This is a genomic window from Rhodanobacter sp. C03 (assembly GCF_002001175.1).
Classification (GTDB): domain Bacteria; phylum Pseudomonadota; class Gammaproteobacteria; order Xanthomonadales; family Rhodanobacteraceae; genus Rhodanobacter.
Window position 1 is genome coordinate 794,391 of the sequence record NZ_MUNT01000006.1, and the last position, 12,518, is coordinate 806,908.

Genomic DNA, 12,518 nt, shown 5'->3' on the forward strand with positions numbered 1-12,518 from the left:
TGAATCGGCATTCAGATTCCAGTGGCCCGCGCGCACTGGCTTGATGCGCAACGAATCAACAGGAGGGCAATGGCGTTCGCTAAGTCCACAGAACTCGCAGCGACACAGGCACGCAGCGACACAGGCACGCACGATCAGCAGATCCATGCGGCCCAGACAGATCCACACCCCTGAAACAAAAACCCCCGCCGAGGCGGGGGTCTTCATCAGTCCGGTGCGGGCTGGCTCAGGCCGATTTCTTCTTCGGCGCAGCCTTCTTCGCAGCGGCCGGCTTGGTCACCGTCGGCTTGGCGCCGACGACGGCCGGCAGCGCGCCGTGCACACGGGTATTGCCGTAGCTGCCGCGGTAGGTCTTGCCGCGACGGGTCTTGCGATCGCCCTTACCCATGGGAACTCCTTGATTTATTGGATGAACGGTCGTCCATGATAGCAGCGCGGGACCCACGCAGCCAGCATCAGCGATGGCCGTGTCCCGTGCAGCCCGGCGCCTGGTCCAGACATTCGCCCGGATCAATCTGCACGGTCACATGCTGGACGCCGAAATGCTCCCGCAGCATCTGCTTGATCGCCCGCAATGCCTGCGCACTGTCGGCATGCTCATGCAGCTCGGCATGCAGGGTCGCCATGCGCGAACCCGATGCCAGCTGCCAAACGTGCAGATGATGGACATCGCGGATCGACGGATCAGCCCCACGCAACGACGCTTCCACCGCCACGCTGTCCAGACCGTCGGGCACGCCTTCCAGCAGGATGTGCGCGGACAGCCGCAGCAATCGCCAGGCGCTGTTGAGGATCAGCAGCGACACCAGCAGCGACAACAGTGGATCGGCCCACAACCAGCCGAACCAGCGGATCAGCAGCGCGGCCACCACCGCCGCCACCGAGCCCAGCAGATCGCCCAGTACATGCAGGGTTGCACCGGCCAGGTTGACGTTGTCATGCGCATGCCCGTGCAGCATGCGCAATACCAGCAGGTTCACCAGCAAGCCCATGACGGCCACCACCAGCATCGTGCCGGACAGGATCTCTCCCGGATGCATCAATCGGGTAATCGCTTCGTAGATGATCCAGCCGACCAGCACGAACTGGCTCAGCGCGTTGACGAAACCGACCAACACCTCGATGCGGCCATAACCGTAACTGCGCCGCGCATCGGCTGGCCGAGTCGCCATCCACGCACCCACCAGCGCCAACAGCAATGCCAGCGCGTCGACCATCATGTGACCGGCATCGGCCAGCAACGCCAGTGAACCGGACCAGGCGCCGCCGATCACTTCGGCCACCATCATCAGGGTGGTCAGGACGAAGGCAACCATCAACGGGCGGCTGCGCCCGTCGCCCTGGACGGCATGCTCGTGCACATGCGGGTGATCGTGATCGTGGGTATGCGACATGCTCATCCGCGCATGCTAGAAACGGCAGCTGCCGTTACACAATCACCCCGCCGCGGGCACAAGCGATTCAGTGCGCGCATTGCGGACCATGCACATGATCATGATCGGAGCGCCGGTCACTGCGCAGATTGATGAAATGCGCGGTGGCCAGCAGCAAACCACCGCACGTCACCAGCACGCTGTGCAGGATGATCGAATAGTGTTCCGCATAGGTGACGCCGAGCAGCAGCAGCGCCAATCCCGGCGTAGCCAGCAGCAGTGGCAACGTAACCTGGTGCCGACGGTAACCGCGGATCATGGCGAACAAGGCCAGTGTGCAGGCAAACAACACGAAGCCGCGTTCGAAACGATGGTCGGCCAGGAACTCCAGGCCAACAAAGGGCAGCAGCGCCAACACGAACGGCAGCAGCGCACAGTGGATCGCGCACAGGAACGAAGCCGTTGCACCGACGCGATCGGCCACACGCCACCAGCGGGATTTGCTTGCCTGTTCGGAGTCCATCAACCTGTTCTGGCATCGCCAAAGGGGGCGATTCGTTGGTCCCAGTTGCCACGATGTTACTTTATAACACTGCGGAACGCCACATCGAGTTGCCCATGACTTGAGCGAGCCCGCTCATGCCACAGGCAAGCTCCATCCACTGACCTTGATCTTGTCCACACAAGGCACACCACTCCGCAACGCGACAAATCACGCATGTCGTCGATTCCAGTAACCGGATTCAGGCCTTGCGGCAGTTCTTGCAGGTGCCGTGCACTTCCAGCGTCTGCGCCTGCGGCCGGAAGCCGAGCGCCCTGGCCTGTGCCTCGATCAGATCGGCAACGCGCTCATCGCAGACTTCCTGCGCGCTGGAACAAGTATCGCAGATCAGGAACGGCACCTGATGCGCCTCGGCCGGATGGTGGCAGGAGACGAACGCATTGATCGATTCCAGCTTGTGGATGAAGCCGTTTTCCAGCAGGAAATCGAGCGCCCGATACACCGTGGGCGGTGCCGCATTGCCATGCTTCTCGCGCAACAGATCGAGCAGGTCGTAGGCCTTGATCGGCTTTTGCGCGGCGGCAATCAGCTCCAGCACTTCCCTGCGCAGCGGGGTAAGGCGCAGGCCGCGTTCCTCGCTGGCATGCTCCACCGCACGCACGAAACCCTTCGCATCGTGATGATGGGGGTGATGCGGGTGCGTGTTGTGGGCAGCGTCGTGACTCAAGGGTTTCACCTCTGAATGGATCATACACTGGCCTGCGGCGTACCTTGGCAAGCTTCACCGCCGCAGCGGTGGCGGCCTGACAGGTGGCTTCGGCCGGGGCTTGGCGAGGATCACGGCCCAGCCGATCGGACCGAGCACGAGCGCCCAGACGATGCCTTCCGCCGTTCGGCCGCGCCACCAGCCAAGCAGTGCGCCGACAGCGATGAACAGCAGGTTCCACCAGAACATGGCGGCCCACGGCAGCATATTCAACAGATTGACGAAGATCTGCCAGAACGCGCCCGGTGCGTCGGGATCGACGCCCTGGGAGGCTCTGGCGAGCAGTTCATCCATGTCGAAGCAGGTTCGTCATCGACATGGCGACAGGATCAACCCTGCGCCAAGGCTATCGCGGCGTCGATGCGCTTGAGCGCCTCGCTGCGACCGGCCAGATAGATCGTGTGCTCGATCGAGGGCGATACCTGGGTGCCGGTCATCGCCACGCGCAGCGGCTGGGCGATCTTGCCCATGCCCAACTCCAGCTTGGCGGCAACCTGCTCGATCACCTGATGGATCGGCTCGGGCTTCCATGCGCAATCGGCCAGCAGCGATTTCGCCGCATTGAGCACCGCTAAGGCACTGTCGTTCTTCAGGTGCTTGGCGACCGCCTTGTCGTCCCATTCCGTGATCGGGCCGTACCAGATCTTCGCGCGCTCGGCCATTTCCTTCAGCGTGTGCACGCGATCGCGCAGCGCCACGATCACGTCGACCGGCGCCGGGCCTTGCGTGGTGTCGATGCCGGCACGCGCCAGATGCCATTCGAATTCCGCCACCAGCGACTGTGGCTCGTCGGTCTTCAGGTAATGCTGGTTGAGCCATGCCAGTTTTTCGGTATCGAAGCGCGAAGCGGCCTTGTTGACGTCGGCAATGTCGAACAGCGTGATCATCTGCTCGCGCGAAAAAATCTCCTGATCGCCATGCGACCAACCCAGCCGCACCAGGTAGTTCAGAAGCGCATGCGGCACGAAGCCGTCGGCACGGTAGTCCATCACGCTGACTGCGCTGGTGCGCTTGGACAGCTTCTTGCCTTCCTTGTCGAGGATCATCGGCAGGTGCGCGAACTCCGGCACCTTCGCACCGAGCGCGTGGTAAATGTTGATCTGGCGCGGCGTGTTGTTGACATGGTCGTCGCCGCGGATCACCTCGGTGATGCCCATGTCGATGTCGTCGACCACCACGGCGAAGTTGTAGGTCGGCCAGCCGTCGGAACGGAAGATCACCAGGTCGTCCAGCTCGGTGTTGGCCCATTCGATCCGGCCCTTCACCTTGTCGTCGAACACCACCGAGCCTTCGCTTGGATTGCGGAAACGGATCACGCGATTGGGATCTTCGCGAAGAGGTTCGCTGCGATCGCGGTAATAGCCGTTGTAACGCGGCTTCTCGCCCTTCGCCATCGCCGCCTCGCGCATCGCCTCGATCTCGTCCTTGCTCTCGTAGGCGTAATACGCCTTGCCGGCAGCAACCAGCTCGTCCGCCACCTGCTTGTACCGCTCCAGCCGCTGGGTCTGGTAGAACGGACCTTCGTCGGCATCGAGGTCGAGCCAGTGCATCGCGTCGATGATGGCTTTCACCGCCTCGTCGGTCGAACGCTCGCGATCGGTATCCTCGATGCGCAGGATGAACTCGCCGCCGCGACGACGCGACTCCAGCCAGCAGTACAGTGCGGTGCGGGCACCGCCGATGTGCAGGAAACCGGTGGGGCTGGGGGCGAAGCGGGTGCGGACAGTCATGGGTTTTCAAAGGATGCGGAGCGAAGTGATGGATTTTAGCCGATACCGGGGCACAAACCGTTGCTTGCGCACGCATGCGCGACGAAGCATGTGTCTCGCGGCATTCGGCACGCTCATGCTGGGGGTTGGCCTGCCTGCACTGGCCGACAACCCTGGCTACGATCGTCCCGGCTATGGTTTCACCCCCGTCGTACTCGGTGCCGGCGACATCACTGTCGAACAGGGACTACCGGACTGGAGCCGTGATCGGCAGGCAGGCATCACCAGTTCGCAGTACAGCGCCGACAGTCTGCTGCGCATCGGCATCGGTGGCCCGCTGGAACTGCAATTGAGCAGCTCGCCGTGGAACTCGCTGCGGCAGAGTGGCGCCGGCAGCGATTACAGCAGCCAGGGGCATGGCGACACGATACTCGGCCTGAAACTGGCGCTACCCTCCTCCAACCAGGCCTTCAGCTGGGGCCTGCTGGGCAGCGTGGAATTCACCGATGGCGCGAAGGCGTTCCGCAGCGCCCAACGCCAATACCTGCTCGGCACCCAGTTCAACCTGCAGACAAATGAGCGCAATTCGCTGGGCCTGTATCTCCAAGACGTGCGCAGCGGTGGCGCGGATAGCTCCACCGTGGCGGTCAGCGACAACTACGCGCTGAACAAGACGCTGACGCTGTATGCCGAGGCCGCGTGGCTGCACGCGCCGGATCAGGGCGGCGGTACGGTGGCCGGTGGCGGCCTGGCGTGGATGATCACACCGCGCGTGCAGTTCGACGCCGGCTTCGATCGGCGGTTGGGTGGCGCGGCGCCCGAATGGCAGACCAATCTCGGCGTCTCGATTTACTTCGGGCACTGACCACAGCTGGCAAGCCAGCGCCACCCGAGGCTCATTTGACGTGGATGGTGATCTTCTTCGACACCAGCGGTGGATCGAACGGGATGTGGTTCTGGTCGCCAAGTTCCAGCTGCAAGGTATGCGTGCCGGGTTTCAGCTTCAGCGTGGTCTCGGTCTGTCCACCACCGAAGTGGAGATGGTCGTCGTCTTTCGGGATCGGCTGACCGGCACCCGGCAGCTCCTTCACGTCGATCAGCAGGTGATGGTGTCCGGTGTGTTCCTTGGCAACCCCAGCCGGCGCCACGCCCATACCCTTGAGGCCGAAGCGCACGGTGAACTCCTGACCGACGCTGGCGCCATCGCTGGGCGAGATGATGTAGACCGCGGCGTCGGCGGGAGCCTTGGTGACCGGCAGGGCCGGCGCGTCCGCGGCCATCACGGTGCCGACCAGTCCCGTCAGGGCAAGCGCAAGCAGGATGTGTTTCATCGGTGCTCTCCACGTTGGCAGGAATACTCAGTGTAGGCGCGCCAGCCCGGACAAGACACCCTGGGCGTAACCGCGGCGTCATGCGCCCGCCATACCGCCGCAACGCCATCTGACGAGGATATGCCAAGCCAGCACGGGCATCGTCATGCGCATCGGCATCGTCAGCGAAACCTATCCACCGGAAATCAACGGCGTCGCACTGACCGTGCACAGCCTGGCATCCGGCATGGTTGGTCGCGGTCATAGCGTGGACCTGATCCGCCCGCGGCAACCACACCCGTGTCAGGACGAACCCGGCATCGACGTACTCAGCGTACGTGGCGGCGCACTGCCCCGTTATCCCGGTCTGCGCTTCGGCCTGCCAGCAGGTCGCACGCTGCGCCAGCACTGGCAGCGGCAGCGCCCCGACGCGATCTATGTCGCCACCGAAGGTCCACTCGGCTGGTCGGCGGTGCGCGCGGCGGCGCGACTGGGCATTCCGGTCAGCAGCGGATTCCACACCCGTTTCGACAGCTACGCCGATCATTACGGTCTGGGCCTGCTCACGCCACTGGTGCGCGGCTATCTGCGCCGCTTTCACCAGCGCGCTGCCGCCACCTTGGTACCGACCGACGCTCTTGCACAGGAGTTGCACGCCATGGGTATCTGCAACGCTCGTCTGCTGCGCCGCGCGGTGGACACACAACTGTTCCATCCGAACCAGCGCGATGACCAGCTGCGCGACAGCTGGGGCGTCGATGCCGCCACCCCGGTCGTGCTGTACGTGGGACGCATCGCACCGGAAAAGAATCTCGAACTGGCAGTACAGGCGTTTCGGGTGATCCAGCAACGGGTGCCGCAGGCACGCTACGTCTGGGTCGGCGATGGCCCGGCGCGTGCCGCGCTGGAAGCTGCGCATCCCGACTTCATCTTTGCCGGCGTGCAACGCGATGAGGCGCTGGCACGGCACTACGCCAGCGCGGATCTGTTTCCTTTCCCCAGTCTCAGCGAAACCTTCGGCAACGTGATACTCGAGGCGCTGGCCGCTGGCCTGCCCGTAGTGGCGTATGCCGAAGGCGCGGCACGCGAGCATCTGATCGACGGTGTCAACGGTTACTGCATCGAGTCGGGTAACGCCGCGGCGTTCATCGATGCGGCCGCCCGACTGGCCGGCAACCCGGGCCTGATCCGGCACATGGGTCGCGCCGCCCATGTCGGGGTGGCCGGGCTATCGCCGGATGCGGTGATCCGCGACTTCGAAACCCTGCTGCGCGAAATGGCCGAGGAGAATCAACATGAGCACCTTGCCACCGCTGCACACGCCTGAATTGTCGATCGGTTCGCCACGTCTCGCGCTGGATCGTCGCGTCTGCGTGGTGGCAAACCGCTGGGGCACACGACGCGCCGTGGGCCTGTTCTTCGGCGCGATCAGCCGGCTCGGCGATGGCATCTTCTGGTATGCACTGATGGCGGTGCTGGCCGTGGTCGGCGGCCAGCACGGACTCGCCGCCGCCGCACACATGGCCACCACCGGACTCGTCGCGCTGCTGCTGTATCGCCTGCTCAAACGCTGGACTCATCGACCGCGCCCGTACCGGGTCTGTCCCGGTGTGATCGCCCACGTGCCGGCGCTGGACGAGTTCAGTTTTCCGTCGGGACATACCTTGCAGGCGGTGAGCTTCAGCATCGTCGCACTGGCTTGGTATCCGCAGCTAGCGCCACTGCTGCTCGGCTTCAGCGCGCTGGTGGCTGCCTCGCGAGTGATCCTCGGGCTGCACTATCCCAGTGACGTGCTCGCGGCGATCGTCATCGGCAGCGGGCTGGGTGCGTCGTCGCTGTGGCTGCTGTCGCTGGCGACGAAACTCGCATGAACTGGCGCAGCCACTGAGCAGCCTTTGCGCACGCCGTCACAAGCGCCTTTGCGGTCAGGCAGATAGCGCACTTGTCCACAGGCTTTACCGCGCACGCTCCACAATCGCTGTGGATTACTCTGCATCGAACAGAGAAGCACTGCGCAAAATATCAGCACGCCGTGCCAAGTGCCTGTCGACAAAAGGACTAAGCAAGGTTGTCCACAGGCTTGCAGCGAAGACGTGCACAGATGCTGTGGAAAACTATCGCATCGGTCATGACGACGTCCCTGTGCCACTCCTCGTCATCGTGCGACGCACCTGTGCAATTCCTGCTCACCGCGTAGCAAGTGTCTGATCGACAAGTGGCAAGCACGGCTTGTCCACAGGCTTTACCGGCAGGCGTCCACATCGATTGTGGAAAACCCGTGCGCCCGAATATCCGGATGCAGAAACGACGATGCCGCCTGACGGCGGCATCGCTACGCGCAACAGCAGCATCAGGCCGCGCGCGGTGCCTTCACCAGGATGCCGAGCAGGTCGGCCAGCTTGTCGCGCATCTCGCGGCGGTCGACGATCAGGTCGATCGCACCGTGCTCGACCAGGAACTCCGAACGCTGGAAGCCTTCCGGCAGGGTCTCGCGCACGGTCTGCTCGATAACGCGCGGACCGGCAAAACCGATCAGCGCCTTCGGCTCGCCGATGTTGATGTCACCGAGCATCGCGAGGCTGGCGGACACGCCGCCGGTGGTTGGATTGGTCAGCACGCTGATGTACGGCACGCCGGCATCGCGCAAACGCGCCAGTGCGGCCGAGGTCTTGGCCATCTGCATCAGCGAGAACAACGCCTCCTGCATGCGCGCGCCACCGGTGGCGGAGAAGCACACCAGCGCACTGCGGTCGGCCAGCGCGCGCTCGGCGGCACGGGTAAATTTCTCGCCCACGACCGAACCCATCGAACCACCCATGTAGGCGAACTCGAAGGCCACCGCCATCAGTGGGCGGCCCTTGAGCTTGCCGCTCATCGCCAGCAGCGCGTCCTTCTCGCCGAGCTTTTTCTGGGTCGCGACGATGCGGTCGCGGTACTTCTTGGTATCGCGGAATTTCAACGGATCGGTGGGCTCCAGGCTGGCCCAAAGTTCCTGCGCAGAGCCTTCATCGAGCAAGGTATCCAGCCGCATGCGCGCACTGATGTAGTGATGATGGCTGCACTTCGGGCAGACCATCAGGTTGCGCTCCAGCTCCGGCCGGTACAGCACGGTGCCGCAACCGCCACACTTCTCCCACACGCCCTCGGGTACCGAACCCTTGCCGCCGTTCGTACTCTGCGGGCGGGTGCGCGGGTTCATGATTTTCTGCAGCCAATTCATCGCATCACCCTACCATTCGTGAGCGCACCACCCGCAGGCGGTATGTATTCTCAATGCGCATCGAGCGCAGTGCGGATCGGCGCGAGAAACGCGCGGACTCGCACGGTTATTTCTTCGGCATCCGTCGCGCCGGCCAGTCGTTCGACCAGCGCACTGCCGATCACCACGGCATCGGCAAAAGCGGCAATCGCCTTGGCACTCGCCGCATCGCGGATGCCGAAGCCCACCGCCACCGGCGTTTTTGCATGAGCGCGAATATCCGCCACGCGCGCCGCGATGTCGCCGGTACTCAAGTGTGCCGCACCGGTGATGCCGGCAAACGACACATAGTACAGGAAACCCTCCGCGGAACCGCACAGCTGCGCCATACGCGCGGGTGCGGTGGTCGGTGCAGCGAGCAGAATCTGCTGCAGGCCGGCGTCGCGCAACGGCTGCAAGACCGCCGACTCTTCCAGCGGACAATCGACCAGCAGCACACCATCGACGCCGGCCCGCACGGCTTCCTGCGCGAAGCGCACATAGCCGTGGATCTCGACCGGATTGAGGTAACCCATCAGCACGATCGGCGTCTCGGCATCACGCTGGCGAAACGCGGCGACCCAGCTCAGCACTTCGTTCAGACCGACGCCTTTCTCGATCGCCCGCTCGCTGGCGTGCTGGATCACCGGACCATCAGCCATTGGATCGGAAAACGGCACGCCCAGTTCGATCAGGTCGGCGCCGGCATCGACCAGTGCATGCATCAGCGCCACCATGTGTTCAGGCGACGGATCACCGGCGGTGACGAACGGAATCAGGCCGGTGCGGCCGGCGGCTTTCAACGCGGCGAAGCGGCGATCGATGCGACTCATACCTCGACTCCTTCGCGCGCGGCAATCGTGTGCACATCCTTGTCTCCGCGACCAGAAAGGTTGCACAGCACGATGCCGTCCTTCGGCATCTCCCGCGCAAGCTTGATTGCCTGCGCCACCGCGTGGCTGGATTCCAGCGCCGCCAGGATGCCTTCAGTACGCGCCAGCAAATGAAATGCCTCCATCGCTTCGTCGTCGGTCACCCCGACGTAGTCGGCGCGGCCCGCATCCTTGAGGAACGCGTGCTCCGGGCCGACGCCGGGATAATCAAGTCCCGCCGAGATCGAATGCGTCTCGGTGATCTGGCCGTTGTCGTCACAAAGCACGTAAGTACGGTTGCCGTGCAGCACACCGGGCCGACCCGCCGCCAGTGAAGCCGCGTGATGGCCCGTCGCGATGCCCTCACCCGCCGCCTCGGCGCCGACGATGCGCACATCGGCGTCGTTGAGGAACGCATGGAACAGGCCGATCGCGTTGGAGCCGCCGCCGACACAGGCGGTCAGCACATCCGGCAAACGGCCGTACTGCTCCAGCATCTGCGCACGCGCCTCGCGGCCAACGATGGCGTTGAAGTCGCGCACCATCAGCGGATACGGATGCGGACCGGCGACGGTGCCGATGATGTAGAACGTATCGGCGACGTTGGTGACCCAGTCGCGCATCGCCTCGTTCAGCGCATCCTTCAGCGTCTTCGAGCCTGAAGTCACCGGCACGACTTCCGCACCAAGCAGCTTCATCCGGTAGACGTTGATCTTCTGCCGCTCGATATCGACCGCACCCATGTAGACCACGCACTTCAAACCAAGCCGCGCGGCCACCGTGGCACTGGCCACGCCGTGCTGGCCGGCGCCGGTCTCGGCGATGATGCGCGGCTTGCCCATGCGCTTGGCGACCAGCGCCTGGCCCACGGTGTTGTTGATCTTGTGCGCGCCGGTGTGGTTCAGATCCTCGCGCTTGAACAGGATGCGCGCACCGCCGACATGCTGCGACAGCCGCTCCGCGTGATAGATCGGGCTGGGCCGACCGACGTAGTGTTTCAGGTCGCGGTCGAGCTCGGCGATGAAATCCGGATCGTCGCGCAGGCGCAGATAGGCTTCGGTCAGTTCGGCCAGCGGCGCCATCAGGGTCTCGGCGACATAGCTGCCGCCGTAGTTGCCGAAGCGCCCGTGCGCATCCGGGTAGGCGTTGAAATCCACGATCTTGCTCATGCTGTCATTCGCGTGTAGGAGCGCACCCTGTGCGCGAAAAGGAACTACCTCGACGTCCATCGCGCTCAGCGGGCGCTACTACGGGGAGGCTTGCCGCACTGCGGCAATGAAAGCGGCCATCTTAGCGGCATCCTTGATGCCGGGCGAAATTTCGATACCGCTGGCCACGTCCACCGCCCACGGGCGCGCTGCCTGCACGGCGGCGGCCACGTTGTCCGGATGCAGCCCACCAGCCAGGATCAGCGGTTGCGCCAGCTCGTTCGACAGCAACGACCAGTCGAAAGCCTTGCCGCTGCCACCCACCTCACCAGGATCGTGACCATCCAGCAGCAGGCCGGCTGCCTGCGGGTAGTCATGCAGCCGTGGTAGCGCGGAAATCCCTGCGCCCATCGCGATGGCTTTCAGAAACGGACGATCGAACTGCGCGCACCATTCGTCGGACTCGTTGCCATGAAACTGCAGCAGCGTCGGGCGCACTTCGTCGAGTACCTGTCGCACCAGGCTCGCCTCGTCGTCCATGAACAACGCGACGGTGGCGACGAACGGCGGCATCGCGGTGACGATCTTCCGCGCCTGCGCCAGGCTCACCTGCCGCCGGCTGCGCGCGGTGAACACCACGCCGATCGCATCGGCACCGAGCCGGGCGGCCAGCAGCGCGTCCTCGACGCGGGTCATGCCGCAGCACTTGATCCGCGTCCGCCTCACGGATCGGCTCCGACCAGGCACACATCCGCTGGCAAACCCCAATAGCTCTCGTAACGCGGGCCGATGAAGGTCAGTCCGGTGGCTGGTGCCGTTGGCCCGGCCAGCTGGCGGTCGGCGCCCGCAAGCAATTCAGCGATCCATTCGACAGGCTGTTCGCCGCGACCGATCGGCAGCAGCGAACCCACGATATTGCGCACCATGTGATGCAGGAACGCATTGGCCTCGATCTCGACGAAGACCTGCTCGCCCTCGCGCAGTACGCTTACCGCCAGCACCGTGCGGCGCGGGTGCGCGGCCTGGCAGGACAGTGCACGAAACGCGCTGAAGTCATGTTCGCCCAGCAGCGCCTGCGCCGCCTGGTGCATGCGCCCGGCATCCAGTGGCAGGCGCTCCCAGGTGACGTAGCGCGCATCCAGCGCCGCGCGTACCGGACGATTGAGGATCTGATAGCGATAGCGACGGCTGCGCGCGGCGTAGCGCGCGTGGAAACTTTCCAGCACCGGCTGCGCCCACAGCACAGCCACGCTGGTAGGCAGGTTGGAGCACGCACCCAGCACCCAGCCGCGCATGTCGCGCACAGCTTCGCTGTCGAAATGCACCACCTGGCAACGGCCATGCACACCGGCATCGGTGCGCCCTGCGCAACTGATCTCGACCGGGTGCGCGGCAACCTTCGACAGCGCCTGTTCCACCGCCCCCTGCACGCTGGCGTCGACTTTCAGGCGCTGCCAGCCGGAGAAATCGGTGCCGTCGTATTCGATGCCGAGCGCGATACGCATGAGGGTGTGCAAGGGATTCGCTGAAAGACCCGAAGATTAGCAGCCCGCCAACGAAATCGGGCCGGCAACGCCGGCCCGATTGTACGTACGCACCT

At 64.3% G+C, this 12,518-nt stretch carries 15 protein-coding genes; 3 read left to right on the forward strand and 12 right to left on the reverse strand.

Features of this window, described 5'->3' with window-relative positions; genetic code table 11:
* Positions 1 to 226: 226 nt before the first annotated feature.
* The 6 genes from B0E48_RS11815 to gltX all read right to left on the reverse strand — a co-directional run bounded on the left by B0E48_RS11815 (position 227) and on the right by gltX (position 4,371).
* Positions 227 to 388: a 30S ribosomal protein THX gene (locus B0E48_RS11815; protein WP_077518267.1), complete on the reverse strand. Its 162-nt coding sequence runs from the start codon at positions 386 to 388 to the stop codon at positions 227 to 229.
* 67 nt (positions 389 to 455) lie between these two features.
* Positions 456 to 1,400 (reverse strand): cation diffusion facilitator family transporter, encoded by a 945-nt coding sequence (locus B0E48_RS11820; protein WP_077518268.1) that lies wholly within the window; start codon positions 1,398 to 1,400, stop codon positions 456 to 458.
* Between the two features lie 61 nt (positions 1,401 to 1,461).
* Complete coding sequence (locus B0E48_RS11825; protein WP_077518269.1) at positions 1,462 to 1,896, reverse strand: MerC domain-containing protein; 435 nt, start codon at positions 1,894 to 1,896, stop codon at positions 1,462 to 1,464.
* 220 nt (positions 1,897 to 2,116) lie between these two features.
* On the reverse strand, positions 2,117 to 2,626 hold the full coding sequence (locus B0E48_RS11830; protein WP_077518270.1) for a transcriptional repressor: 510 nt from the start codon (positions 2,624 to 2,626) through the stop codon (positions 2,117 to 2,119).
* Positions 2,627 to 2,656: 30 nt separating this feature from the next.
* Positions 2,657 to 2,935, reverse strand: coding sequence for a hypothetical protein (locus B0E48_RS11835; RefSeq protein WP_077518271.1), 279 nt, complete (start codon positions 2,933 to 2,935; stop codon positions 2,657 to 2,659).
* Positions 2,936 to 2,970: 35 nt separating this feature from the next.
* Positions 2,971 to 4,371, reverse strand: a complete 1,401-nt coding sequence (gene gltX / locus B0E48_RS11840; protein ID WP_077518272.1) for a glutamate--tRNA ligase — start codon at positions 4,369 to 4,371, stop codon at positions 2,971 to 2,973.
* 88 nt (positions 4,372 to 4,459) lie between these two features.
* On the opposite strand from gltX, the gene B0E48_RS11845 reads away from it, so the two are divergent.
* Positions 4,460 to 5,215 carry a transporter gene (locus B0E48_RS11845; protein WP_254423943.1) on the forward strand — a complete coding sequence of 252 codons (756 nt, stop codon included), beginning with the start codon at positions 4,460 to 4,462 and terminating at the stop codon, positions 5,213 to 5,215.
* 31 nt (positions 5,216 to 5,246) lie between these two features.
* Here B0E48_RS11845 and B0E48_RS11850 read toward each other — a convergent pair whose 3' ends face one another.
* The gene (locus B0E48_RS11850; protein WP_077518274.1) at positions 5,247 to 5,681 is read right to left on the reverse strand and encodes a DUF4399 domain-containing protein; all 435 of its coding nucleotides are present in this window, start codon (positions 5,679 to 5,681) and stop codon (positions 5,247 to 5,249) included.
* Between the two features lie 145 nt (positions 5,682 to 5,826).
* Between B0E48_RS11850 and B0E48_RS11855 the strand changes: the two genes are divergently transcribed.
* On the forward strand, positions 5,827 to 6,987 hold the full coding sequence (locus tag B0E48_RS11855; RefSeq protein WP_077518275.1) for a glycosyltransferase family 1 protein: 1,161 nt from the start codon (positions 5,827 to 5,829) through the stop codon (positions 6,985 to 6,987).
* The gene (locus B0E48_RS11860; RefSeq protein WP_077518276.1) at positions 6,956 to 7,531 is read left to right on the forward strand and encodes a phosphatase PAP2 family protein; all 576 of its coding nucleotides are present in this window, start codon (positions 6,956 to 6,958) and stop codon (positions 7,529 to 7,531) included. Before B0E48_RS11855 ends, B0E48_RS11860 begins: the two co-directional genes overlap by 32 nt.
* 479 nt (positions 7,532 to 8,010) lie before the next feature.
* On the opposite strand, the gene accD is transcribed toward B0E48_RS11860, so the two are convergent.
* From accD to truA, 5 genes are all read right to left on the reverse strand, one after another.
* Positions 8,011 to 8,880, reverse strand: coding sequence for an acetyl-CoA carboxylase, carboxyltransferase subunit beta (gene accD, locus B0E48_RS11865; protein ID WP_077518277.1), 870 nt, complete (start codon positions 8,878 to 8,880; stop codon positions 8,011 to 8,013).
* A 50-nt stretch (positions 8,881 to 8,930) separates the two neighbouring features.
* The gene (gene trpA, locus B0E48_RS11870) at positions 8,931 to 9,731 is read right to left on the reverse strand and encodes a tryptophan synthase subunit alpha (protein ID WP_077518278.1); all 801 of its coding nucleotides are present in this window, start codon (positions 9,729 to 9,731) and stop codon (positions 8,931 to 8,933) included.
* Positions 9,728 to 10,939 (reverse strand): tryptophan synthase subunit beta, encoded by a 1,212-nt coding sequence (trpB, locus tag B0E48_RS11875; RefSeq protein WP_077518279.1) that lies wholly within the window; start codon positions 10,937 to 10,939, stop codon positions 9,728 to 9,730. The genes trpA and trpB overlap by 4 nt, the downstream gene beginning before the upstream one ends.
* Before the next feature lie 78 nt (positions 10,940 to 11,017).
* On the reverse strand, positions 11,018 to 11,644 hold the full coding sequence (locus tag B0E48_RS11880) for a phosphoribosylanthranilate isomerase (RefSeq protein ID WP_077518280.1): 627 nt from the start codon (positions 11,642 to 11,644) through the stop codon (positions 11,018 to 11,020).
* A complete protein-coding gene (gene truA / locus B0E48_RS11885; protein ID WP_077518281.1) occupies positions 11,641 to 12,423 on the reverse strand; it encodes a tRNA pseudouridine(38-40) synthase TruA in 783 nt (260 codons plus the stop codon). The genes B0E48_RS11880 and truA overlap by 4 nt, the downstream gene beginning before the upstream one ends.
* Positions 12,424 to 12,518 lie beyond the last annotated feature (95 nt).

Coding starts and splice junctions, on each gene's coding strand:
- B0E48_RS11815 (WP_077518267.1), bottom strand. CDS start 388: ATGGGTAAGGGCGATCGCAAGACCCGTCGCGGCAAGACCTACCGCGGC.
- B0E48_RS11820 (WP_077518268.1), bottom strand. CDS start 1,400: ATGAGCATGTCGCATACCCACGATCACGATCACCCGCATGTGCACGAG.
- B0E48_RS11825 (WP_077518269.1), bottom strand. CDS start 1,896: ATGGACTCCGAACAGGCAAGCAAATCCCGCTGGTGGCGTGTGGCCGAT.
- B0E48_RS11830 (WP_077518270.1), bottom strand. CDS start 2,626: ATGATCCATTCAGAGGTGAAACCCTTGAGTCACGACGCTGCCCACAAC.
- B0E48_RS11835 (WP_077518271.1), bottom strand. CDS start 2,935: ATGGATGAACTGCTCGCCAGAGCCTCCCAGGGCGTCGATCCCGACGCA.
- gltX (WP_077518272.1), bottom strand. CDS start 4,371: ATGACTGTCCGCACCCGCTTCGCCCCCAGCCCCACCGGTTTCCTGCAC.
- B0E48_RS11845 (WP_254423943.1), top strand. CDS start 4,460: ATGTGTCTCGCGGCATTCGGCACGCTCATGCTGGGGGTTGGCCTGCCT.
- B0E48_RS11850 (WP_077518274.1), bottom strand. CDS start 5,681: ATGAAACACATCCTGCTTGCGCTTGCCCTGACGGGACTGGTCGGCACC.
- B0E48_RS11855 (WP_077518275.1), top strand. CDS start 5,827: ATGCGCATCGGCATCGTCAGCGAAACCTATCCACCGGAAATCAACGGC.
- B0E48_RS11860 (WP_077518276.1), top strand. CDS start 6,956: ATGAGCACCTTGCCACCGCTGCACACGCCTGAATTGTCGATCGGTTCG.
- accD (WP_077518277.1), bottom strand. CDS start 8,880: ATGAATTGGCTGCAGAAAATCATGAACCCGCGCACCCGCCCGCAGAGT.
- trpA (WP_077518278.1), bottom strand. CDS start 9,731: ATGAGTCGCATCGATCGCCGCTTCGCCGCGTTGAAAGCCGCCGGCCGC.
- trpB (WP_077518279.1), bottom strand. CDS start 10,939: ATGAGCAAGATCGTGGATTTCAACGCCTACCCGGATGCGCACGGGCGC.
- truA (WP_077518281.1), bottom strand. CDS start 12,423: ATGCGTATCGCGCTCGGCATCGAATACGACGGCACCGATTTCTCCGGC.